The sequence below is a fragment of the Paraniabella aurantiaca genome (assembly GCF_050309965.1).
Classification (GTDB): domain Bacteria; phylum Bacteroidota; class Bacteroidia; order Chitinophagales; family Chitinophagaceae; genus Niabella.
The window spans coordinates 93,515-117,838 of record NZ_JBLOSY010000002.1 but is presented as its reverse complement, the minus strand read 5'-3'; the positions used below and the strand labels follow the sequence as shown (position 1 = coordinate 117,838).

Below are 24,324 nucleotides of genomic sequence, written 5' to 3'. Positions count from 1 at the left end.
AGGGATTTATTCGGTAATATAAAACTCCAACACTATTTTATCATTGAAGCAAATGGAATCACCATCTTTTAAAACATGTGGTACCGCAGATTGGTTGAGGCTTACTCCCGAAAAATCATTCCTTCCGGCATTGTATATTTTAATTTTATGCGAAGGGTTATTCAGGAATTTAGAACGGTAGATCTTAAAAGCTCCCAGGTCTTTATCAAAAACAATCTGTGCGTGGGCACGGCTGATATAGTTATTGATTTTGTACTGCTCTTCATCTTTTTCTTCCATTCCTATAAAAGCTATATCGTTATGTATTTTCGGGCCATTATCGATCTTGGGATCTTTGCATCTGCCAATAAAATAGGTCTTACCTGATGGCTCCAGCAAGTATTCTTTTTCCCAGGTAATACCTTCTGTAGCTATAAGCCTCGCCCTTATTTTACGCAGCGACTCTCCCGGTATCAACACTTCCACACCTACGCCATCGATAATGGGTGTAACCTTATCAGTTAGGCCCGAACTATTCAATACGTCGATCGTAAAGTTATCCTTATATGCAATGCCTCTTGATTTTAAAGTACGTTTGATTTGTTTAATAAAATCTGCATCTTTGGTTAGAGCATTTACTGCTACATTCTCTATTGCATTATCAGCAAACCGGGAATGAAAAACAAAGCCTGATACTGTACTGTTTCCATAACCCATCATTTTAATGGCACGGGTGATAGCGCCAATGGTCACCTCTTTCAGCTCCTCCACATTGTCTAACGATGCTGTGCGGCCCTCTTGTGAACCCTCCTGCTTCCGTCCCGCCACCGGGGCATTATTTTCCGGTTGCGTTGGGAGATCCGATTCCTCATCCGCATTCAATTTATCCGATAATTGTTGCAGCTTTTTTTTTAACCAGTTGTTCATGATGTCAAATTTATAAGTTGAAAGCCTGCCTGTCGGCAGACAGGGTTTAAAAGTTGAAAAGTGGCTCTTATCATATTCACTCTTATTACTATATCAACCTGTAAACCGATCTAAAAATACCCGGAAGCCTTTAACTGTTTTAAAATCTCGATTGCCAATTGTTTGGCATGCTCTGAATTACCTATTTCTTCAATTCGTATAGCAAACGCTATGGGTGCGCCCAATTTAGGAGACGGCACATAAAAAGTATACCAGGCATCCGTAATTCGTTTACGGATAGTTTGATCTTTTACCCTTATGAGCTTGTCCCGCTCAGGGCTGCCCGTTTTACCATACACTTCCAGGCCGGTTGCTGCAGCCACTTTGGCCGACTGCTCTTTCATAAAGCCTGAAACAATACCGGCGGTACCTGCATTTTTCGCCAGCGCTACTGCCGGCTCCTGTTGCAAAGGTTTGTTCCATGCCTTATAAAGAAAACGGGACGGCTGTAAAGAATCCTTATTAGCTATTCCCCCGCTCATTTTTGCCAGGTGCAAAGGAGTGGCCATCAATTCACCCTGTCCCCAGGCTATATTGGAGTAGTTGGACTGAAAGCGTTTACGGGTATTCATCAACCGCTGACTTTTAGTGTTATAAATGCCGCGCCCTTTATCCAAAAACTCATCCCAGGCTTTAAAATTAGCAGCCCGGTCGTAATCGAGTGGCTTTTTGAAATTAAAACCGCCGCGGTTAATAATATTCATACCGAGCATATCATACATTTCAAAAAGAGAAGGCTGCAGCTTTTTTTCATTCGCCAGCTTGATAAAGTATACGTTACTGGAGCGAACGATTGCTTTACGCATATCAACATCCTCATTGGAAGGCTCATCTGCACGAATTACTTCAGCAGGATAAACAAAGAAGCTGAAAATAGCTGCCCCTAACCCGTATTGGTTAAAAGCGGCATAGGCATCAATGATCTTCACTGTTGAACCCGGCCGCGATGTGTAGGTTATCCCCAGGTCCTGCGGCACTACCATCCTGTCGTTGAATATCTGTTTGTAAATATTGCGATAATCATCAGGCTCTATATTGCTGATCAGTTTCTGATCTTTATAAGATGGTGAAGGATTGGAAGCGGAAGACAACACATCTCCTGTTTTTGAATTAATGGCTACAACGGAAGTTCTGAAATTTTTGTAGGGCGACTGGCTTTGAATAATTGCATTGATCTTCTCATTCATTAATACATCTACAGATAGCCATATATCTTTTTGTTTATTATTCTGTGCCGTTATTAAGTCGCTCTCTTTACCTGCCTTTATAAAAGGAGCTAAAGCACTATAATCGTAAAGCGCCAGTTCATTGTCGGCAGTAGTTTCAGGTAAAAATTTATTCTCCTTATAACGGTCAGTAGTACGGGCTACACTGGTGTAATTAACTTCAAACCCTCTTAAAGCCGTAAAATGTCTAAACTCGGCTGCATAGCCGGCACTTTCTTCCCGTGCAATCTCTTTATTATAATCACCCAGCCAGAATAAGAGGTCTGAGCCAAAAGGATAATAACGATCCTGCTCCCTTGACAGCTGCTCATTATATAAAGAAGTATTGGCGCCCAGGTTGACTAATTTGGCTTTATTTTTTTGAAAATTGGTTTTGCTGGATGTAGCCAGTAACACGCCGTTCTTGTCGTATATATTGCCTGCTTTTATTTCACGGAGCATTAAGCCGATCCGCGGATTATAACTATACTGCCAGGCACCCTGCCTGTTGAGCACCAATGCTGGTTTTACAATATAGTCGTTAGATTTAACCTGGTACCAGATGAGGCTGCCGGTAAAGATCAACACAACTGTAAAAAAAGTAAGAATAGCATAGGTATTAACATTATCAAAATGTTTCTTTACATACTCCATTTCTATTGCGTCGCCTTTTTCATTGGACATGATCAGCACAAAAAGAAAGGCTATTAATGTTACAATAATGCCCGCATTCCCTTTGCTTAAAAATGGAACGGAGATACCAGTCAATGGTAATAAACCCAAAGTCCCGGCAGCGATCAGCATAAACTGCAGCATGGTTGCTATAGCAATGCCCGACATCATATAAAACATAAAAGGCTTACCGGTTCTTCTTGCGGCGAGTATACACCTGTACACCAGTAATCCCAGGGCGAAAAACAATGCGATTAAAGTGATGAGTCCTAACTCTTCACCAATACTCTGCAGGATCATATCGGTATGATGAGCCGGCATCACATTAGAAAAACCATTTCCAAGTCCCTGCCCCAGTACTCCGCCGGTATTCAACGACCATACTCCCTGCGCCACCTGGTCACCACCCACCAGTTTATTTTCCCACATATTGGCAAACATGCCGTTTCTATCAGCCAGCCTTTGTGTAAATTTAAATGGCAGTGCCGCAAGTAATATAAATGAGGACATGATCAATACCATAAAGAATACCGACTCATGTTTCTTTTTGATAAATGCGTACGCTAAAGTTCCTCCGCAGGCCAACAATGCCAGCCAGGGCAAATAATTATGTTCCGCGGAATTCAGGAATTTCCCCGTCAGTAATAATAATACGCCAAACAAAGCCGCAGTGGCTATCATTTCAAAGAACTCATTTTTAGCAAAGGAGTAAAAGAATAAAAAGGTCAGACATAATACTACGGCGGGTCCTAGATCACCCAATATCGCATAAACAGCTAGTAAAAATAAAAAGAGTCCAAACATCAGGAGGTTATTCTTAGTAAGCCATCTGTTATCCGGTATATTTCTAAAGTATCCGGCGTTAACGGCGAAGTAGGCCGCAAAAAAAACCACCATCAGGTACTTGGAAAGTTCACTTACCTGGAACCCGAACAGGTTTACTTTTACACCGCTTCCTTCCGGACCCGTACCGAACACTGCCAGTAAGAGCATTAAACCAATCGATACCAGCAACCAGGTAAAACCCCTGGGATCTTTGAGTTTATTGGTAAAAGGCAGCCAGTTATAAACAGGGTCAAACCATTTGGAATGGTAGAACCGGTTAACAGGATTAGACTTAAAAACAAATGCCAGTACGGAAAACAGCAATAATACCAGGGCGATATATTTAGCCATCCCTGTGCCGTACACTTCATCACGCAGCGGATCCTGTACGCTGTAAAGCACCATGATACCAATACCTGAAATAAACATGATCAGGGGTAGTATGAACTGATCGCTCCTGTAATTCTTCAGGTATAACGCTATATGAAGTAACCAGAAACCTAACACAAACAAAATCGTATAAGTAAAGAAATCTTTCTTAAATGTCTCCGGTGTTCTTACGGTTAGGACCTTATCATTTTTAATTTGGCGGTACTCGACTTTATCTAGAAGCCTGAGCTGATGAGGCTTACCGGTAAAATCATAGCTGCGGCTCGACCCGATTGCAGCAGTACCTTTTGCAGCTCCAAAATTAAATCCGGGCTTTATAGCGGCCACACTATAGTTGCCATCCGCATCCAGGTTTGTAAATTCATAGTTGCCATCCGCATCCGTACGCGCATAAAACTCCGTAGGTATGGTTGAAGCCGATACCGGCAAAGTATCAAAATAGGCTTCAGGATAAATCCGCGTCAGTCTAACCAAAACACCAGCTGCATGGGCGCTTTCTTTTGCCTGTAACTGTATGGTGCCGCTGATGGAAATACCGGTTTCCTGGTTGCCTGTTTTTACTTCTGAAGGAAATGGTTGAGGCGCTGTCTTTTCCGTTTCATACAAGGTTGAGTCTGCACCTAAATGTGCCAGTGAATTAATAAATCGTAGTTTTCCCGATTCGCTTCCGCTTTGCAAAAAAGAAGCAGCATCCAGCAGAAGCGGCACCTTATTCAGAGCTCCCAGGTTAGGCAGGTATTGTTGTTCGTCTACTTTCTGCTTTATATTACCTGTTATAAAGCTGACATACTTTTCGTCGGTAAAGTAGCCACCTTTTATAAAAATATTTTTCAGCGTTTCAGCTTTAAGCGGCGCAGTTAAATTAATAACGGTACCATTAGCATACCCTTTTTCCGCATCCTGTAACTCTTTTTTGATATGGTTATAATAACTAAACGCCATTACCCCCATTATCATCGTTACAAAAGCCAATAATAAACGCTCTATATTACGGGCATATAATTCAATCTTTTGTTTTTTCTTCATAATGATGCTAATAGCCGGTTGTATTACGGTTTCGGGCACTATCGCTGAAAATAGTATCAGTAGCTTGTATCAAAGTATCCTTATTACGCAAACTATCATAATAAGGAATCGTATCCTTAACAAAAATGGTATCAACCCTATTTACGCTTCCGGGGAGGAATATTTTTTTTGTTCCGCCCCAGTTGGCCAGGAAGCCCGCCAGGAACGCTACCGGGAGTAACCACAACCACTGTTTTTTTTTACGCGCAGGCTTCTTATCCATAATAGTTAAAAGATCTTCTTCTTCACTGATGGGTACTTCTATCGTATTTTTATACGCACGTTTTTTTGCGGGAGCCTTTGCTTCATATCCTGCGATAGCAACTGTAATATTGTCTTTTCCTCCCAGCTCATTGGCCGCATCAATTAATTGTTGTGCCTTTACTTTGATGGCCACATCTGTTGCCAGTATTTGGGTCATACCCTGCCTGTTCACCAGGTCGGTAAGACCATCACTGCAGAACAGTACAATGTCTCCCGGTAAAAAACTATGCTCAAAAAAATCAAAATATCCTTCATTATCGTTGGCATCGATCATATATTCCCCCAACATCTTGCTGATCTCATTACGCTGAGGGTGCAGCATAGCTTCTTCTTCTGTAAGAAAACCTTTATCTTCTTTAAAACCCACAGTTGAATGGTCCCGTGTAATTTTGATCAGCTCACCATTCCTGAACACATATCCCCTGCTATCGCCCACATGAGCCACATACATCAGTTCCTTCTCTGCGTCTAATATAGCTAAAGAGGCAACACAGCTCATTCTTTGTAAATTTGCCTCGGTGCGGCGGGTGTGAATGGCATTGTTGGCATTAATAAATGCCTCCTTCAGCAATTGTAGCGGAGCACCGAAACTAAAATTCTGCAAGTAGTTTTCAATAGTGGTTTTGGCCATTGCAGAAGCCTCCTCCCCACCTTCGTAGCCACCAACACCATCGATAGCGCCCACCAATGCGATGGCAGGCTTACCCCATAATCCGGATAACCATACAAAATTATCTTCGTTATTATCGCGCCGGCGGCCAACATCCGTTTGCACATGCGATACTATAGCTCTGCTCATTTCTTTGTTTTTGTTTGCAGGTAAAACACTAATACTATGAATACGATCAGTAGAACGGGAATCATAAAAAGTTGATGGTTGACTGATTACAGATGACAGTGTTATTTTAAAGATGACCTTTCATAATAGGCAATAAGTCCATTCAATATTTTCAGACACTCATCCAATCGTACAACAAAAGGTTCAAATTTTTCTTCAGAAATGATATCCACCATAACTGCAATATTTAATAATGTCTCCAATTCATAAAGGGATCCTCTTGCTATGTGTAAAAACTGTATCGTATCCTTTTTATAATTCCGGCCAATACCCTCAGCTATATTGGCAGGAACCGATATCGCTGCTCGCTTGGTTTGGCTCGTGAGTGCATATAATTCCTCTTTAGGATAATTAGCTGCTAACAAATAAATTTCCTTTACAAGCTCCATCGACTTCTTCCAGGCTTCCAGATTTTTGTAATTTGTCATAACAAGTGTTTTATTAATAGATTTAACAATAAAAACATCGTTGCTTACATATCAATTCATGCTTTGCTGTCATCTTTCCTCCGTCATCTGTCCTCTCCTTTACACTTCCGACTTAAAATCCAATTGAAAAATGCCACATACTATAGTTGAATCATTCTTTAACGGGTGCCATACAGGTGTTTCACCTATGCGGCTCAACTCCAGCTTCTGTTCATTTACAAACGCATCAGCAAAAAGGGCAATATAAAAAAGTCGCGAACCTTCTTCATATTTTATCATCACATGCTCTTTTTGCAAAGAGCCGGATGGCTCGTTAATACAAAGCAATGTGGCTGTGCTGGTAAGTCCTTCAACGGCGCGGGTGATCTTTAGTTGCTTTTCACGCATGGGAAAGCTATAGCGTTGTTTATTGATCACGAACTGCAGTGTAGCCAACTTATCTTTTTTAGGAGTTACCGAAGTATTGGCACCTGCCGATGTTGTACCGGGTTCGGAAGCGAAAAGCTCTTTGTTAAACTTTACCCGGAAATGCCCTTTGGATAAAATATCAATATTGGCAAATGTATTAGGATTCAGGTCATACTTCGAATATTTAGAATGCTTACTGCTTACCGAAACTTTGATCTGTTCGCTCGACAATTCCATCCACGACTTTTCTGAAGTAGGCGCACTTACCACCTGTACCGATCCAGGTTCAATCTCCGTATTGTCCACCCCCTTTTCAGCCGGGCAATATTGAAAATCCCAGAAACTGCCGATTGGGTCGTAGCGCGGGTATTGACTTTTCATTTCGTTGATATGGCTGTAAAATTCATCCAGGATACCTTCGGTTATACCCGCCAGTCTTAACTCCGCATGATGATAATCTTCAGGCCGCATCAAAATCAGATAGCTACAGTCGTACATCATCCTTTTATTAAAAGATTCTCTCCCGATGGTTTCCTTAAAGGATTCTACCACCTGGTTAACTAAAACCTGGTTGGTCAGTCTTTTTTCTTCTTCCTCCTCATCGGGTAACAACCACTTTTTTATTTTATTCAACATAATTTATGAGTTATTATTTGATTCCTGCTATTTTTTATCAAGCCTTATTCCTGCTATAACTTTTCAATTCGTCTTTCCACAATTCTTTCAATTTTATGATTTTCGTCTATGACCATAGAAACATCAATATTATAGGGGATCCAGTCATCCATTTCATTTTGCCGGATCTTATAAAGCATACTGAAATCTACATAAGTTTTACCATTCTGGTTATGTGTAAATACATAAGAATCATTACTGATATCCGCTTCCGTATATTGCCATTTTCCATGATAACCTTCACATTCTTTTCGAATCTCGCTAAGGGGTACATTACTTTTTTTATAGTATTGCTTCACAACATCATTAAAGAAAGAAGATAATCCGCTGCAATTGCTCCGGCTACGGTAATAGCTGCTTATTAACGACTTCACATCTGCTTCAATCTGTGCAGGGTCGGCACTTACGATCACCTGGTCCAGGCTTCCATCATCACCATTGGAGATGATCGTATCTGGTAAACCTACCGGTGTATCTTTTGATGGGTCTGCTTCTTCCTTCTTTGGCTTTGGTTTTGGCTTTGCGACAGCTTCCCTGACGGCGGGTCCTTCATCTTTTTCAAAAAAACCTGCTACTTTATCCTTATTCAAAGCAAAAGCAATCAGCCCTAAAACTACAGCTATCGGAAATAACACATAAAACGGACTGCGTCTTTGTGTGGCTGGTTGATGATATACAGGTTTGGGCGGCACAGCATCAGGCTTCGGATCTTGTTTTACCGGCTCAACCGGATTGATATACATTGTAGCATCGCTGTCTTCTACAGCATTCGCCACAACCGGATGCAATTCTCTTCGCTGTTCGGCATTTTTGTTGAAATAACCGGGCAACAGATCACGCCAGGGCTGTGGTAAAATGGTAGTATCAATATCCTTTCGTACAATACGCTCCTGTATTTCAAAGTCGGAGATTTTAGTACTATCATAGGGAGCTTTACCGGTAACGAGGTGATAGAAGGTTACTGCCAGCGAGTAATTATCTGTTTTGTGCGTGAGATTTTTTACATCGTACACCTGCTCGGGACTCATGTACATGAGCGTACCCATACGTGAACCCGTTTGGGTAACAGTTATATTGTCTTTTATTTTAGCAACACCAAAATCTAATAGCTTTACCTTACCATCATCGGTTACAAAAATATTGGCCGGTTTTATATCACGGTGTACAATATGCTTTCTGTGCGTATACTGCAACGCATCAACCAGGTTATTCCACCATTGTATTAACTGATCACCGCTAAACTGCTCACCACCTTTCATACGGGCCGAAAGATCCTTACCTTCCAGGTATTCCATGATCATGCAGGGACGACCGTCTATCATTCCATAATCATGTATATTGCGAATATTGGGGTGGTTCAGCTGAACCATCAACCGCGCTTCATTTTGAAAACGGGCAACCAGGTCTGCTTCTTCACAAAATTTGCGGAGTAAGATCTTTATTGCCGCCGGCTTTTGCAGGTAATTTTCAGCATACCACACCTCCGCCATGCCTCCGTCGCCTAGTTTATATTTTAATACATATCCGTTAATACTTGTACGTTCCATGCTGTCTGCCTTAATCCATTATAAATATATCATCAATTTTGCTTCCGATCAGCTATTTTTAATACACATTCGTGCATATTGTAACCGTTAAAAATAAAAGAAGAAGCCTCATTTATTCATAAAAAAATACAAAAACCGGTAAACAGCAGCCCTGTTTCGGTAAAACCCGGCTAATGTTATCAAACAGTATTTTAGAGCAGCTTATAGTTACCCCCGAGAACATAAGTGAAGTGCATGGTGGCGACATCAATAAGGCATATTGCATCGAAACCAAAACCCAAAGGTTTTTCCTTAAAATAAATAATGCCGGGTTTTATCCGAATATGTTTATACGGGAAGCCGGTGGCTTAAATATATTAAGAACGCACACGCAATTGAAGGTACCCAATGTTATTCAAACAGGAACCGTTAATACCTATCAGTTTCTGCTGCTCGAGTGGCTCGAAAAAGCATATCCTCCAAAAGGCTCCTATTACCAGTTCGGTTGCGGGCTTGCCGAATTGCATAAAGAGCGCCAGCCCTGTTTTGGCTTTGAAGAAAATAACTATATCGGAAGCCTGCCGCAGACCAATACGCCATTTGACAATTGGCCGGAATTTTACGCCAATTGTCGCATTTTGCCATTAATAAAAAAACTGGCTGACTTCGGACGCCTCCATTACAAAGACATTGCTCAAGCTGAAAGATTCTGTTTGGCTATTAAAAACATTTTCCCGGAAGAAAAACCTTCCCTGCTTCATGGTGATCTATGGAGCGGTAATTATATAAGCACTTCAGACCAGGGCTTTGCCATTTTTGATCCGGCTGTATATTATGGTCACCGGGAAATGGATATGGCTATGACAAAGCTTTTCGGCGGATTTCCAGAAGATTTTTATAGTGGCTATAACAATGTATATGCGCTGGAGAAAGGATGGCTCAACAGGCTTTCTTACGCACAGCTCTACCCACTTTTAGTACATGCAGTTTTGTTTGAAGGACATTACATTAATGATGTGACAGCAATTCTGCGTCATTTTTAAAATTTATACCCGCTATTATTCTAACTGAGACAGAATCTGTATCCAAAACTAAAAGCGAAACATCCAGAAACTTACTACGATCAATATTTCCGGTAGTGCTTCTATAACATCAATTTTCTCAGTTTCAACGAGTAATCCTAGCCATTCGTCGAATAAGCACTGCCTAAAAGGCTCGCGCCAATATCTTAGTGATTATTCTAAACAGGATCACCTTTATTTAACCTTACTAAAATCATGATGATGAAACAAAGATTAAAAAAGGCCCTTCCTAAACCACTCTTTTGGCTTACAGCCTTGTTTCTTTCTCTAAATGTATTTGCTCAAAGTCCCACCCAGGTCAATTGCTCTGGCGGTTATGCCTACATTATCAACAGTACAGGCGAATCTAACACGAGCGACTTGTATGCCTTTGACGTAGCCACTGGTAGTGCTACACTTATAAAAGCGGGCATTATTCCGTCTGGAGGCGTTTCGCGCTATGTTAATGCTCTGGGATATAATCCTATAGACGGGTATATGTACGGATACCTGATGTATACAGGCAAGGTATTTAGAATTGGTGCTAACGGAGCCGTAGAAGAAATAACGGTGGCCGATCCCGGTAGCCTTTTACCTACCGGTATTTCTTATGTAGCTGGAGATGTGGCAAGCAACGGTATTTATTACCTGTATGATTATGAAAACATGAATTTTATCAGCATAGATCTTAATAGTGCGACGCCTACCGCTGTGCTGGAATATAACGTTCCATCTGGTACATTTTCGGGTAGCGGGTCGGCAAACAATATTAACGATTTTGTTTTTAGTCCCATAGACGGTAATATTTATGGCGTAACCAGCGGCCTTGAGCTTTTTCGATACAATCCCACTACCAATACCTTAACCGTTTTAGGAACTGTTTCCGGCACATCCGGCACAGGTACTTATGGCACAGCTTTTATGGATAACCTGGGCAATATGTTTGTAGGTAATAACCTTACCGGCGAGATCTACAAAATAGCTACACCTAATACTTTGGCAGCAACGGGAGGCAGTATTGCAGCTACACCATACTCCGATGCATTTAAGGGATTTTTTCCTAACGACGGGGCACGTTGCGCCCGTTGGGTAGCTCCTATTGCTAAAAATGATTCAACAGCCATAGCGCCAGGCGTTACATCGCCGGTTACCCTGGACGTAAAAGTAAACGATGTTGCAGGCACCTATGCGTTGAACCCGACTTCTGTACAATTATATACTGTTGGTTCTGTTACACCGGATGCCGACGGTTCTATATTTATAACAGGAAAAGGAACATTCACGTTAAACCCCGCTACTGGTGTGGTAACATTCACCCCTGTTGCAGGCTTTACGGGTGAGGCCATTATTGAATATACTATAAAAGATAACCAGGGAAACATATCAAACCACGCTACTATTAAAGTAACGGTTGATGCTACCCTCCCTGTCACATTGGGATCATTGGAAGCTCGTGTTGTTAATGGCCAGTTGATAGTGAACTGGAGTACCCTGAGCGAATGGAGTAATGCTTATTTCGATATTGAAATATCTAAAGATGGCGGGCATTTCGTTAAAATAGGAACCGTAAACAGCCTTGCGGCAAATGGCAATTCCAGTTCTGCATTGCATTACAATTTTAAAGCAGATTTAGCTGCTGCTACTGGGCTATTAGGCATCTCTTTGTTTACTGTTGTCTTCGGTTGCCTGTTGTTTAATAAGCGTAACCAATGGGTTTGCTCTTTAATGATTGCGGCCGGGCTTATATTTATAGGGTTGACATCTTGTTCTAAACAAGATGCAGCCATGAATGATAAAGGTCAGAAGGTTTTTGTTCGGTTGAAACAAGTGGATAAGGACGGAAATTATAAGTATGTGAAAGTAGTGGAAGCTATACAACAATAATTAATGTAATATTTGAAGCAGGTAAAAGCCAACGGATAAAACTGTTGGTTTTTTTTCAAAGCATTTTTTAGGGGTACCATTCAAATTTTCTCTTTAAACTATACTTCATTTATAGGTCATTTCCAGCGTACGATGAAACCCGCCTGGTCTTCCATATTTTAACAGATGCCTCCACTTTGGCGCCAATGATGTAACAAAAATCTGAATTACACTCGTTTTTTTTTAAGACTTTACCTATTGTTTAATGTAACTTAGAAGTAAGTATTAATGACAACAATGATGATCGTCTATAAAACTAAAGCAAGCCTTATTATTAAGCTATTATTTGCCACGGCTTTGGTTGTTTTATTGATAGTTGCCCTGATTGAAAAAAGTATTGCTTTGTTTGCGGTTACATTAGGATTTGGAGCCTTTACTATCTACATTTTTTATAACACCCATTATACTATTTACGAGAACACATTAACTATCAAAAGCGGCTTTCTTTTTACGGAATCTTTAGACATCGAATCTATAAGAAAAGTAACACGCAGAAGGCGTCATCTTTTAAGCGGTCCCGGGTTTTCTGTGGACCGGCTCATGGTGGAGTATAATGAACATGATTGCGTTATTATTGCACCTCGTTTACGCGAAGCTTTTATTGCACACCTGAAAAAAATAAACCCGGATATTTCGTATAAAGAGCAATAAACTATACCGCATGTAAAACAGTAAGCCCCCTGGCTTTCACCACCAGTATAATTTCAGTACCCTGTCCCGGGGCGGATTTGATTTGAATATCCGCATTGATTTGATTAGCCCTTGCCTTTAAATTCTTAATGCCATTCCTATTAGTAAGCTTTAACGGGTCAAATCCTTTTCCATTATCTTTTACAATAAAACAGAGATCACCCTGATCGTAGAAAGCCCTTATTGAAGCCTTACTACATTCTGAATACTTAATGAGGTTATTAACCGACTCTTTAATAATCAGGAATATATTTCTCCTTGTTTCCATAGGCAATGGAACTTCGGAAATAGCATCAGGAAAGTCAATTTCAAAAGAAATATTTTTTGATTCGAATAACGGTATTGAAAATTCGCTGATATGCATACTGAGGTTGCTGAACTTGTCATTGGTGGGTTTCACCAACCAGATGATATCGTCCAACGCCTCAAGAGTGTCCTTAGCATTGGCTTCTATCTTGGATAAAAGATCATGCGAATTGTTACCGTTTTTGCGCAATAGTTCGCTGAAAATGTGAATACTACTTAAAGACGACCCCATATCGTCGTGCAGGTCTGAAGCGATCTGCGAGCGTATTTCTAATTCTCTTTGCAGTGAACGGTTTCTTTCGAGCAGGCGGTTTCTTAAATAATACAAAATACCTGATGCCAGTAATAACAAGAATAAAATAAGGCTGCCTACCATGATAATATTCTTGTTCCTGTCATCTTTTTCAAGCAGTGCTATTTTGTTTTGATGATAGGCTACTTCGCGGGCTCTTAAAGACTGCGAGCTTTTAACATTGATAATGCTATCAGAAAGTGCCTTATAAAGGCTGCTATAGGTATATGCCTGCTCCCAATTCTTTTCGGCTTCAGATGTTTTCATTAATCCCCAATAAGCTTCTTTGGCTTCCGTTACCGATCGGATAATGGTTGAAATATGCAGTGCACTGTCATACATCCGGCGGGCCATTGTAACGTCTCCGTCTTTCAAATGTGCGGCCGCTATATGATTATAACTATTGGCAATAAAAATTCTGTCACCCAGCTCAATGTTTATTGGAAGCGCTTTTTTATATAAAGCCAAAGCCTTATCAGACTTTCCCTCCTCTAAAAGAATATTACCTAAACTATTTAAGCAGATGGCAATACCCTTCAGATCGTTTCTTTTCTTGTTATACTCCAGTGCACGATCGTAATATAGACGTGCCGAGTCCGCAATATTCAACTTTTCATAACACTCTCCCATATTCTGGAGATTGATAGCGATGCCCCTTTCGTTGCCAGCTTTTATAGCCAGGGGCATACACTGAGCAAAATAATCGATAGCAGCCCTGTAATTTCCCTGGGCCAAATGGATATTACCTATACTATTTAAAGCAATCGTAGTACTATAATCATCACCAGTTTTCTCAGAAAGTTTAAGCCCGTCCATCAGGTACTCCAGGGCCGTATTATAATCATCCATTCTCCGGTAAGCAACACCCAGGTTATTATAAGCTTTGATCTCTTCGTGGATATTTCCCTGCTTTTTAGAAAATTCCAAAGCCTTGATGTGTAAACCTATTGATTCTGTATACTCAGAAAGTTCCCGTTTAAAATATCCATAGGAGTTATAAAGCAGCGGTTCTACCTCCTTGTAATGCAATTGATCAACCAGGCGGAATGCTTCTTCATATAATGCCCCGCGCGATACATCACGTCCATTTTTTTCTACATAACTTAAAATGGAATCTACCTTAGCCTTATTATCGGGCATCAGTAAAATAGCATTTTTTTTATCCTGCGCGTTAGATGATGAGTGAAAAATAAACAGGAATGCAGTAAAACTCACTGCAAACAGCATGCGATTACGTTTAGTACGAAGGCTCATGGCTTAGTTTCAATTTAACTCAATCCCCTCAATAATCAGTCAATCCTTCCTCTACAAATCTATTCAATATTTTCTATACTCGTTAGAATAAAGCTATAATAAATATAAAGACTCCCTCATCGGGAGTCTTTATAATATATTAAACTTTTTAATTTAGTTTAGATAACGCATCCTTAATCCTTACCCACCCTCGTTCAATATTGGATAAACTATTGGCAAAAGAGAAGCGAACACAATTAGGTTCTCCGAAAGCGGCGCCCATAACAGAAGATACGTGTGCTGTATTCAATATATACATACACAAATCGGCAGAATCCTTAATAAAGGTTTCTCCGTCTGTCTTACCAAAATAAGAGCTCATATCAGGAAAAATATAAAATGCACCGTCGGGATCTGAGCAGATAACACCCGGAACTTCGTTAACGAGTTCCAGAACACGTTTTTTCCTGCGGGTAAATTCTTCAGCCATTTCCTGTGTAGGCCTCAGGTCTGTTGTTAAAGCCGCAACACCTGCTTTTTGTGCAATAGAACAGGTTCCGCTGGTGAATTGTCCCTGCAATTTCTCCATTCCTTTTGCAATAGCAACCGAAGACGCTGTGTAACCAATACGCCATCCGGTCATAGCAAAACCTTTACTCAAACCGTTTACGATCACCACTCTGTCTTTAATATCTTCAAACTGGGCAATACTTTCATGATCACCCACATAATTAATGTATTCATAAATCTCATCAGAGATAATGGTTACCTGCGGGTGCCTTTTGAATACTTCGGCCAAAGCAGCCAGTTCTTCTTTATTATATACTGCTCCCGAAGGATTGCATGGAGAAGAGAATAAGAAAGCCTTTGTGTTTGGAGTGATCGCAGCTTCCACTTCTTCAGCAGTAGCTTTAAATCCTTTTTCCACACTGGTTCTGATTTCAACCACTTTACCACGGGCGATTTTTACCAACTCAGAATAAGTTACCCAGTAAGGCGTAGGAATAACCACTTCATCATTTTCGTCTACCAACGCCAGCAATACATTTGCCAGGCTTTGTTTGGCTCCTGTAGAAACTACAATCTGCTCGGGTTTATAATCCAGGTTATTATCTCTCTTTAACTTGGTGCAAACTGCCTCACGTAAGTCTAAAAAGCCCGGTACCGGTGTATAATGGCTCCAATTATCATTGATAGCCTTAATAGCAGCCTGTTTTATATGTTCGGGTGTATCGAAGTCAGGTTCACCAAGGCTAAGGTCAATTACATCAACACCTTTCGCCCTTAATTCGCGCCCCAATTTTGCCATCTTAAGCGTTTCCGGCTCTGCAAAGCGCTCTAAAAGAGATGATAATTGCATTTTTTTAAATATTTTTCTGTTAGAATAAAAAATCATGCAAATGTAATAGTTGATTGGTTTAAAAGTTTAAAAGTTTGGGGTTAATTTATCGAAAACTCCTTTTTGCATATTTTTTTCGCACATAGTTATATCAACTTCATAACATATCAACTTTCAATTCACCTAACCCTTATCTTTGCAGCCTTTAAAAAAAACCGGATAAGGTTTTTTGGTGCTTTACCGTGCCGAATAACTTTTACCAAACTAAGTGAATTATAAATATTAAACTCGTATGCAACTCAAAGGCCTGGTTCGTTTTTTTACGATTTTGCTTATCATTTATTCCCTGTATCAATTATCGTTTACCTGGTTTGTAAGAAATCATGAGAAGAAGCTGGAAAAGCAAGCCCGAAGCTATGTGGACAGAACACATCCTGCCGCTGCTGTAAAGTATCCTGCCAATAAAGATTCTCAGACTGTATATCAGGAATGGCTGAACGAAGCCTATGAAGCGAGATTAGCTGAATTAAAAGATAGCACGAGAGATGTAACTGTTACTTATGGTATTACAGGCCCTATCAGTTACCAGAAAGCGAAAGGCGAAGAACTAAATCTGGGCCTGGATCTTCAGGGTGGGATGAACGTAACCATGGAAGTGGAAATGAGTGGTGTATTATCAACACTGGCTAACAATTCCAAAGATCCTAATTTTACAAAAGCGCTGGCCAATGCGGATCAAAGAAGAGCGGCTAGTGACGCTAACTTTATAACCTTATTTGTAGAAGAATACAAAAAACTGGTTCCCAACGGAAGACTGGCTTCACTATTTGCCAATTCAAGCAATACCGAATTAAAAGCTACTGACGATGACGGCAAAGTGATCAGCTACCTGAACAGACAGGCGAAAGCTGCATTTGATAATACATCAAGACTGATTACTACCCGTATTGATAAATTTGGCGTAGCTCAACCTAATATTAACCCCGATCCCGAAAAACAGATCATATCTGTTGAACTTCCGGGAGTACAGGATAAAGAGCGTGTAAAGAAAAACCTCCAGGCCAGCGCCAACCTTCAGTTCTGGGAAGTATATAGAATTGATGAGATCGGTCAAAATATTCAAAGTGCTGATGAGGCCTATTTTGCTCAGCAAAGTGGTAAAACAAACACAGATACATTAAATACGGCAAGTCAGAATGACACGAGCGCTGTTGCAACTGTTATCGGCACTGATTCTGCAAAAGCAGGTACTGTTAAAGCGGATACCGGTAATTTACAGGCTCAACTGAAAGACCTGGCAAAAAAAGATGCACCAAAGGCTGATGCCTCCACTTATATACAGGAAGCGGAAGCCAAAAAACATTTAATGGGGTGGATTGACTTTGCTGCCGCTGCTCAGGGCAGAACCAACGGTGTTGGTATGGTTATGCTAAAAGACACCGCCAGTATTCGTAAAATATTGGAATCTCCCCTTATTAGATATAAATTTCCTGCTGATTTAGTGTGGATGTTTGGCATGCCTCCTAAAAAGTCTCCGCAGGTTGAACTTTATGCTATTAAAACTTTCGGCCGTCAAAAAGCTAAGTTAGAAGGCGAGCAGGTAATTAATGCTGGATATGATTTCGACCAAACCGGCCGGACTAATGTAAGCCTGGAAATGAGCAATACTGGTGCTAAATTATGGGCTGATCTTACAAGGGCAAATGTAGGCAGACCTATTGCTATCGTTGTAGACGGTACTGTATACTCTGCGCCCAATGTAAATGAGGCCATCGAAGGTGGTCGCTCCAGCATCTCAGGTAGTTTTTCCCAGGAAGAAGCAAGTGACCTTGCCAATATTTTAAAAATTGGTAAGTTACCCGCCCCCGCAAAAATTGTTAATGAAACAACAGTAGGCCCTACTCTGGGTGCAGCAGCTTTACAGGGTGGTATGTGGTCATTTATCATTTCCTTTATAGTGATCTTCACCCTGATGATCATTTACTACAATACAAGTGGCTGGGTAGCTAATATTGCACTCATACTAAACTTACTTTTCACCATTGGTGTATTGGCAGGCTTAGGTGCAACTTTAACGGCTCCGGGTATTGCGGGTCTGGTGTTAACCATTGGTATGGCGGTTGATACCAACGTAATTATTTATGAAAGAATAAAAGAAGAGCTAAGAAAAGGAAAAGCGTACCTGCCCGCGATTAATGATGGTTACAGCCGTTCATTAGCCCCTGTATTAGATGGTCACGTAACTACCCTGCTTACAGCTTTTATTTTATATTACTTTGGATTAGGTCCCGTTAAAGGTTTTGCCACCACACAGATCCTGGGTCTGTTCCTTTCTCTGTTCTGCGGTATTTTAGTAAGCCGTTGGGTGAGCGATTGGTTTACCAATAAAAACAAACACCTGAACTACTTTAGTAAAGTAAGTAACGCAATAGAGAAGAAATCGAAATTCAAATTTATTGAGTTCAGAAAAAGGGCTTATGTTATCTCAGTAATCATTGTATTATTGGGTATCGCTACCATCTTTAATGGTTTCGACTACGGTGTTGAATTTGATGGTGGACGTAGCTATAAAATTGACTTTGGTAAAAAAGCAAATGTAGAAGCTATACGCGATGACCTGAGAGCTGCTTTTGATGATGAAAACCCGATCATTAAAACAATCGGCGATGGCAGCAGCCTGGACATTACGACCTCTTACCTGATCAGGGAAGCTAAAACCGAGATGGCAGATTCTATTGTTGAGCACAAATTATTTGAAGGTTTAAAGAAGCATTTACCCGAAAATACAAGTTACCAGCAGTTTGACGCCGTTAATAAAAAGGAAAGCAAGAAAGTGTTGCCTACTATTTCTGATGATTTGAAAAAAGGTGCATTAAAGGCTACCTTATTTGCAATGATCGCCATCTTCCTGTACATCTTTATTCGTTTCCGCGACTGGAGGTTTTCACTGGGTACTATTTTTGCATTGATACATGATACTTTGGTTACATTGATCGTGTTTTCATTCGCAAGAGAAATTGTTCCGTTCCCACTTGAGATCGATCAGCACTTTATCGCAGCGATACTGACGGTTATTGGTTTCTCCATGAACGATACGGTGGTGATCTTTGACAGGATTCGTGAAGACATGAAGCTTCACCCTACCATGGATCAAAAAACACTGGTGAACAAGGCGATCAATGAAACTTTAAGCCGTACCATCATGACTACCTTAACGGTATTCTTAACTATCCTGATCCTCTTTATCTTTGGTGGTGAGGTAACCCGCGGTTTTGCATTCGCGATGTTGATAGGTGTAGTTACAGGTATCTACTCAACCGTATTTGTGGCAGCACCGGTACTGGTTGACCTTAGAGGTGGTATACGTAAAGACAAGGCAAAAGCTGATGCTCCGGCAGCAAAAGCAGAAACAGCTAATAACTAATATTATCTTCTTAATCAATAAAACCGGGTACTTGAATACCCGGTTTTTTATTTTAGCCTATACCCAATTTGCAGAAAAGGTAGTAAAGAGTTATCTTGAAAGCTTCAATAACTGAATTCAAATTATTGCCAAATGAAACATACAATCACAGCTATTTATCTTATGCTCTGCACTACCCTGCTTTATGCCCAAAGTGGTTTTAATATTGTTTCAAGACCTGGTGACAAGCGTGCAGACATTACTTATAACGGTCAATTAATTACGTCCTATTGTTATTATGATTCTATAGCAAAACCCTTTCTCTATCCTGTAAATACCATTGATGGTATTACTGTAACCAGGGGCTATCCCATTGCTCCCCGGGTGGGAGAAAGAACCGATCATCCCCACCATGTGGGTATATGGCTAAACTACGAATCGGTTAATGGCATTGATTTTTGGAACAACTCCACCGCAATAGCTGCAGATAAAAAACACCTGTACGGCACGATCAGGCATGAGAAAATTGAAAGAACCAGTAAATCGTCTAACAAAGCGCAACTGGTTGCTACAGCCAATTGGTACAATAACCAGGGCGCTCATTTCCTGAAAGAAAGAACTATTTATGATTTCAAAATACAAAACGATGTGGTGATCATTGACAGAACGACTACACTTACAGCGTTAAAAGAACCTGTTGTTTTTAAAGATGTAAAAGATGGCTTTTTTGCCATACGTGTGGCAAGAGAGCTGGAAATGCCCTCTAAAGAGCCCGGCGTTTTTGTTGACGCACACGGCAACAAAACAAAAGTGGATCCTTCCTCGGGAAATAATATCTCGGGAATGTATTATAACAGCAATGGAGTAAAGGGAGATAGTGTTTGGAGTAGCAAAGCGCCCTGGGCAATGTTGAAAGGCGTTAAGGACAATAAAGATATCACGATTGCCATTTTTGATCATCCCGGCAACACTGGCTATCCAACCTATTGGCATGCAAGGGGTTACGGACTGTTTGCTGCAAACCCATTGGGCAGAAAAGTTTTTAGCAACGGGAAAGAAACACTTAATTTTTCACTTAAACCAGGTGGGGCAGTAACTTTCAAATACCGGATATCTATCGCGTCGAAAAATATGAACCCATCGGAAGTTGAGGCTTTATCTAAGGATTTTCAAAAGCGATAAGTTTACTTTTTAGGGGCTTTCTTTTTAGGATACCTTCCATTAAAAGTGCAGTCCAGCGCGCCCATGCGCGATCCACATCCCTCAAGCTCTTTGAGGGTTACACCATTTTTGTCAAATTCAAACTGCAGGGCACAAGGATCACCAGGCCTCTTGTAAATAACGATGTTATCAGAAGTGATATTAGCTTCCCCCTTCAACTCACCGCTGCACTCGGAGTTCTTTTCTTCCAGGTGAATATAGAACTGAACACGTCCGGGTTTTATATTATCACGAATAGAAATAATATTACGACTACCAACACCATAATCTCCTGCATATTTATAGCTCCTGCCAAGAGTGTCAATAGGGTTGATGACTTCGGCATCGTCACCCAGAGCGTCCGTCATTACCAACATAAATTTCTTAGCAGCACTGTTCAGCACATATATATCGTCCCCGCTTATCTCCACATCATTAGGTAGTTTTTTGATGGTTTTCTTATTAATATTAAAAAGTTTGTCGATGGTTATCAACGTGGAAACCCCTCTCTCCTTTTGACTCTTCATTACCGGCATAGCAGCTATAAATTCATTTTTATTATTGTATGCAGAAATAAACATCACTTTATTCTTAGCGGTGGCTGCCTTTGACATCAGGTAAACAGAACCGTCCTGGTCATTAAACTTTCCTATTGCGTATAGTTTTGGCTTTTCAGCGCCAAAAGCTGCGCTTAATACACTGTCCGGGGTAAATTCATTAAAAATTTCAGCACTGATCAGCAAGCTGTCATTTGTCTTGCCATACAGTGAGCTATCTACATACATGAACGGTAATGGAGCTGCGGGGAAAAAATCCACAAACTCCTGCAAATTCACATCGTCCTCACCGGCCATTTTCTTTTTCTTATTGCCGCAGGATACAATCATTATCGTCATTACAGTAAAAAAACAGAACCTGTATAGCATAATTGTTACATATTATTGGTTACAAATAAACAATACTTCACCAATACTACCATAGTTTTTTAGAAATGTACTTCACAGAAAATCTGATTTCTGCAGAAAGTTTCTTAATGTCGAAAATTATTTTTAGGTTTGTCTAAATTATTATTTAGGCATGATCCGATTTTCGATCGCGGAAGAGAATTATCTGAAGACTATTTACCACCTGCAAAACGCGGCAGGAATTGTTGCTACCAACGACCTGGCTGCAGCACTTCATACTGCTCCTGCTTCAATTACCGACATGCTAAAAAAACTCAGCAAAAAGGGACTGGTCAGTTACAAAGCCTACTATGGCTGCACACTCACTGAGCCGGGTGTTGAAGCAGCTGTAAGTATTGTAAGACGGCATCGCTTGTGGGAATATTTTCTTTCGCAGAAACTGGGCTTTAGCTGGGAAGAAGTACATGAAGTAGCCGAGGAGCTGGAGCATATCAGCAATGAAAAGCTGATCGATAAGCTGGATGCTTTTTTGGGTTTTCCGCGAACAGACCCGCATGGTGATCCTATTCCTGATGCAAAAGGAAAGATCATTCAGCTCAAACAAGTGTCGCTGGCAACCCTCTCCGAGAAAAAAGTAGCCATCGTAACACAGATAGGCAACCAGTCACCACAGGTATTGGAAATGCTGGATGAAAAAAACATCTCTATAGGAAGCCGCATTCAGGTGATTAAAAAATATCCTTTTGACGAATCGATGGAAGTAAAAACGGATAACAGGCACCAATCCTATTTAACAAAAGAGCTGTCTCAAAACATCTTTATCAAAAACTAATGGCAAAGCATCATTCAGAAATTTCTTTAAGCGAGGTTCATAATTCGGTAGATACTACGGCACCTAATAAATCCAGGTGGAGGCGTATCCTGGCTTTTTTCGGTCCCGCCTACCTGGTTAGCGTGGGCTATATGGATCCGGGTAACTGGGCCACAGACCTTGCAGGCGGCAGCCAGTTTGGTTACTCACTTTTGTGGGTACTGGTAATGAGTAATATAATGGCCTTGCTATTACAAAGCCTCTCTGCAAGATTGGGGATTGTACGTAACCGCGACCTGGCACAGGCTAACCGCGAAACCTATCCTAAAAAAGTAAATTTTGCTTTATATATATTGGCTGAAATAGCCATTGCGGCTACCGATCTGGCTGAAATATTAGGTATGGCTATCGGCTTGCAGTTACTCACCGGTATGCCCCTGATTTGGGGTGTACTCATCACTGCGTTGGATACGTTTTTATTGATAGCGTTGCAACGACTGGGCATGCGCAAGCTGGAAGCTTTTATCATCGGCTTAATTTTTATTATAGCGATGTCGTTTCTCATACAAATCATCGTAGCTGAACCTAATGCAGGTGAAGTGGTTTCCGGTTTGGTACCTCATATAGAAAATGACACGGCCTTATACATTGCTATTGGTATTATAGGTGCTACTGTAATGCCACATAACCTATACCTCCACTCTGCTCTCGTACAAACCCGTAAATTTAACCGGGATGATGCCAGCATTAAAAAAGCCTTGAAACTAAATTTTATTGATAGCGCCGTTGCCCTGAATATGGCATTATTGGTAAACGCGGCCATATTAATATTAGCGGCCGCAGTGTTCTATAAAACCGGCCGGTCAGATGTCGGAGAGATCAAGCAGGCTTATGAACTTTTACCGCAACATCTCGGAAGCAGTTTTGCAGCTAAGCTTTTCGCCATAGCACTTATTGCCGCAGGACAAAGCAGCACTATTACCGGCACCCTTGCTGGGCAAATTGTAATGGAAGGCTACCTGAGGCTAAGGATCAATCCCATTGTACGCCGCTTAATAACCCGCTTAATAGCCATTGTGCCGGCGGCGCTGGTTATATTGATTAACGGCGAAGAAGATGTAGACAGCCTGCTTATATTTAGCCAGGTGGTCTTAAGCATGCAGTTAGGATTTGCCATTATACCCCTGATTCATTTCGTGAGTGATAAAAAGACGATGGGTAAGTTTGTTATTAAGCCCTGGGTAAAAATATCTGCATGGCTGATAACTGTGGTGTTGGTGTATCTTAATGCGCGCTTAATAGTGGAGCAGGCAATGGATTTTTTTAACACGCCGGGCAACCTGGTCTGGAAGGGTTTAATCATTCTCGGGGCCATCGGCTTTGTTATACTTTTGTTGTATACAACAATATATCCCTTACAGAAAAAGAAATCGGCTCAAAAAATCACCATACATGATACGCCTAAAAACCTGGAACTATCACCCGTACCACACTATGGCAAAATAGCCATAACCCTCGATTTTAGCGAATTGGATGAAAAAGTAATCAATCACGCTTTGGCACAGGGAACTTCAGATAGCGGCTACCTGCTAATACATATAACGGAAAGCGTGGCTGCCGGTGCTAATTTCGGTGAGAGCGTTGATGACGAAACTCTTTCTGACCAGCAATATCTTAACGATTACGTACAACAACTTAAAGATAAAGGTTACCAGGCCGAGGGCAAGCTGGGCTTTGGAAACACGGTAGACAGTATTGCCCGGATCATCAATGAATCGAACATAGAGCTATTGGTAATAGGCGCCCACGGGCACAGAGGAATAAAGGACCTGATTTACGGCGAAACCATCAACCAGTTAAGACACCTTATAAAAGCGCCCATACTGATAGTGCCGGCAAAAAGCTGATCATAGTTGCATT

Annotated in this window: 16 protein-coding genes; 7 read left to right on the top strand and 9 right to left on the bottom strand. The window is 40.9% G+C overall.

The window, feature by feature from the left end:
• Positions 1 to 6: 6 nt before the first annotated feature.
• The 6 genes from ACLOAU_RS15345 to ACLOAU_RS15320 all read right to left on the bottom strand — a co-directional run bounded on the left by ACLOAU_RS15345 (position 7) and on the right by ACLOAU_RS15320 (position 9,262).
• Complete coding sequence (locus ACLOAU_RS15345) at positions 7 to 906, bottom strand: hypothetical protein (RefSeq protein WP_427862776.1); 900 nt, start codon at positions 904 to 906, stop codon at positions 7 to 9.
• Positions 907 to 1,016: 110 nt separating this feature from the next.
• A complete protein-coding gene (locus ACLOAU_RS15340; protein ID WP_427862775.1) occupies positions 1,017 to 5,063 on the bottom strand; it encodes an FtsW/RodA/SpoVE family cell cycle protein in 4,047 nt (1,348 codons plus the stop codon).
• Between the two features lie 7 nt (positions 5,064 to 5,070).
• A complete protein-coding gene (locus ACLOAU_RS15335; protein ID WP_427862774.1) occupies positions 5,071 to 6,165 on the bottom strand; it encodes a PP2C family protein-serine/threonine phosphatase in 1,095 nt (364 codons plus the stop codon).
• A 101-nt stretch (positions 6,166 to 6,266) separates the two neighbouring features.
• Positions 6,267 to 6,632, bottom strand: coding sequence for a four helix bundle protein (locus tag ACLOAU_RS15330; protein ID WP_427862773.1), 366 nt, complete (start codon positions 6,630 to 6,632; stop codon positions 6,267 to 6,269).
• A gap of 99 nt (positions 6,633 to 6,731) precedes the next feature.
• Positions 6,732 to 7,676 carry a hypothetical protein gene (locus ACLOAU_RS15325; RefSeq protein WP_427862772.1) on the bottom strand — a complete coding sequence of 315 codons (945 nt, stop codon included), beginning with the start codon at positions 7,674 to 7,676 and terminating at the stop codon, positions 6,732 to 6,734.
• A 53-nt stretch (positions 7,677 to 7,729) separates the two neighbouring features.
• A complete protein-coding gene (locus tag ACLOAU_RS15320; RefSeq protein ID WP_427862771.1) occupies positions 7,730 to 9,262 on the bottom strand; it encodes a serine/threonine protein kinase in 1,533 nt (510 codons plus the stop codon).
• Positions 9,263 to 9,435: 173 nt separating this feature from the next.
• Here ACLOAU_RS15320 and ACLOAU_RS15315 point away from each other — a divergent pair, with 173 nt between their 5' ends.
• The 3 genes from ACLOAU_RS15315 (at position 9,436) to ACLOAU_RS15305 (ending at position 12,876) form a co-directional block, all read left to right on the top strand.
• Positions 9,436 to 10,284 (top strand): fructosamine kinase family protein, encoded by an 849-nt coding sequence (locus tag ACLOAU_RS15315; protein WP_427862770.1) that lies wholly within the window; start codon positions 9,436 to 9,438, stop codon positions 10,282 to 10,284.
• A 240-nt stretch (positions 10,285 to 10,524) separates the two neighbouring features.
• Positions 10,525 to 12,186 carry a DUF6923 family protein gene (locus ACLOAU_RS15310; protein ID WP_427862769.1) on the top strand — a complete coding sequence of 554 codons (1,662 nt, stop codon included), beginning with the start codon at positions 10,525 to 10,527 and terminating at the stop codon, positions 12,184 to 12,186.
• A 276-nt stretch (positions 12,187 to 12,462) separates the two neighbouring features.
• A complete protein-coding gene (locus ACLOAU_RS15305) occupies positions 12,463 to 12,876 on the top strand; it encodes a PH domain-containing protein (RefSeq protein ID WP_427862768.1) in 414 nt (137 codons plus the stop codon).
• Between the two features lies 1 nt (position 12,877).
• Here ACLOAU_RS15305 and ACLOAU_RS15300 read toward each other — a convergent pair whose 3' ends face one another.
• Positions 12,878 to 14,767: a tetratricopeptide repeat-containing sensor histidine kinase gene (locus ACLOAU_RS15300; RefSeq protein WP_427862767.1), complete on the bottom strand. Its 1,890-nt coding sequence runs from the start codon at positions 14,765 to 14,767 to the stop codon at positions 12,878 to 12,880.
• A gap of 148 nt (positions 14,768 to 14,915) precedes the next feature.
• Entirely contained in the window at positions 14,916 to 16,106 is a 1,191-nt protein-coding gene (locus ACLOAU_RS15295) for a pyridoxal phosphate-dependent aminotransferase (RefSeq protein ID WP_427862766.1), read from the bottom strand.
• Positions 16,107 to 16,377: 271 nt separating this feature from the next.
• On the opposite strand from ACLOAU_RS15295, the gene secDF reads away from it, so the two are divergent.
• Both secDF and ACLOAU_RS15285 read left to right on the top strand, forming a co-directional pair.
• Positions 16,378 to 19,509 (top strand): protein translocase subunit SecDF, encoded by a 3,132-nt coding sequence (secDF, locus tag ACLOAU_RS15290; protein ID WP_427862765.1) that lies wholly within the window; start codon positions 16,378 to 16,380, stop codon positions 19,507 to 19,509.
• 132 nt (positions 19,510 to 19,641) lie between these two features.
• Entirely contained in the window at positions 19,642 to 20,670 is a 1,029-nt protein-coding gene (locus ACLOAU_RS15285) for a DUF6807 domain-containing protein (RefSeq protein ID WP_427862764.1), read from the top strand.
• A 2-nt stretch (positions 20,671 to 20,672) separates the two neighbouring features.
• Here the strand turns inward: ACLOAU_RS15285 and ACLOAU_RS15280 are convergent, their stop codons facing one another.
• Entirely contained in the window at positions 20,673 to 21,584 is a 912-nt protein-coding gene (locus ACLOAU_RS15280) for a hypothetical protein (RefSeq protein WP_427862763.1), read from the bottom strand.
• A 181-nt stretch (positions 21,585 to 21,765) separates the two neighbouring features.
• On the opposite strand from ACLOAU_RS15280, the gene ACLOAU_RS15275 reads away from it, so the two are divergent.
• The gene (locus ACLOAU_RS15275; protein WP_427862762.1) at positions 21,766 to 22,425 is read left to right on the top strand and encodes a metal-dependent transcriptional regulator; all 660 of its coding nucleotides are present in this window, start codon (positions 21,766 to 21,768) and stop codon (positions 22,423 to 22,425) included.
• The gene (locus tag ACLOAU_RS15270) at positions 22,425 to 24,311 is read left to right on the top strand and encodes an Nramp family divalent metal transporter (protein WP_427862761.1); all 1,887 of its coding nucleotides are present in this window, start codon (positions 22,425 to 22,427) and stop codon (positions 24,309 to 24,311) included. Before ACLOAU_RS15275 ends, ACLOAU_RS15270 begins: the two co-directional genes overlap by 1 nt.
• Positions 24,312 to 24,324 lie beyond the last annotated feature (13 nt).

Excerpts from the sequence above, each read along its gene's own strand:
- ACLOAU_RS15305 (WP_427862768.1), top strand. The coding sequence starts at position 12,463 with ATGATGATCGTCTATAAAACTAAAGCAAGCCTTATTATTAAGCTATTA.
- ACLOAU_RS15340 (WP_427862775.1), bottom strand. The coding sequence starts at position 5,063 with ATGAAGAAAAAACAAAAGATTGAATTATATGCCCGTAATATAGAGCGT.
- secDF (WP_427862765.1), top strand. The coding sequence starts at position 16,378 with ATGCAACTCAAAGGCCTGGTTCGTTTTTTTACGATTTTGCTTATCATT.
- ACLOAU_RS15275 (WP_427862762.1), top strand. The coding sequence starts at position 21,766 with ATGATCCGATTTTCGATCGCGGAAGAGAATTATCTGAAGACTATTTAC.
- ACLOAU_RS15280 (WP_427862763.1), bottom strand. The coding sequence starts at position 21,584 with ATGACGATAATGATTGTATCCTGCGGCAATAAGAAAAAGAAAATGGCC.
- ACLOAU_RS15320 (WP_427862771.1), bottom strand. The coding sequence starts at position 9,262 with ATGGAACGTACAAGTATTAACGGATATGTATTAAAATATAAACTAGGC.
- ACLOAU_RS15295 (WP_427862766.1), bottom strand. The coding sequence starts at position 16,106 with ATGCAATTATCATCTCTTTTAGAGCGCTTTGCAGAGCCGGAAACGCTT.
- ACLOAU_RS15285 (WP_427862764.1), top strand. The coding sequence starts at position 19,642 with ATGAAACATACAATCACAGCTATTTATCTTATGCTCTGCACTACCCTG.
- ACLOAU_RS15310 (WP_427862769.1), top strand. The coding sequence starts at position 10,525 with ATGAAACAAAGATTAAAAAAGGCCCTTCCTAAACCACTCTTTTGGCTT.
- ACLOAU_RS15300 (WP_427862767.1), bottom strand. The coding sequence starts at position 14,767 with ATGAGCCTTCGTACTAAACGTAATCGCATGCTGTTTGCAGTGAGTTTT.
- ACLOAU_RS15315 (WP_427862770.1), top strand. The coding sequence starts at position 9,436 with ATGTTATCAAACAGTATTTTAGAGCAGCTTATAGTTACCCCCGAGAAC.
- ACLOAU_RS15330 (WP_427862773.1), bottom strand. The coding sequence starts at position 6,632 with ATGACAAATTACAAAAATCTGGAAGCCTGGAAGAAGTCGATGGAGCTT.
- ACLOAU_RS15270 (WP_427862761.1), top strand. The coding sequence starts at position 22,425 with ATGGCAAAGCATCATTCAGAAATTTCTTTAAGCGAGGTTCATAATTCG.
- ACLOAU_RS15335 (WP_427862774.1), bottom strand. The coding sequence starts at position 6,165 with ATGAGCAGAGCTATAGTATCGCATGTGCAAACGGATGTTGGCCGCCGG.
- ACLOAU_RS15345 (WP_427862776.1), bottom strand. The coding sequence starts at position 906 with ATGAACAACTGGTTAAAAAAAAAGCTGCAACAATTATCGGATAAATTG.
- ACLOAU_RS15325 (WP_427862772.1), bottom strand. The coding sequence starts at position 7,676 with ATGTTGAATAAAATAAAAAAGTGGTTGTTACCCGATGAGGAGGAAGAA.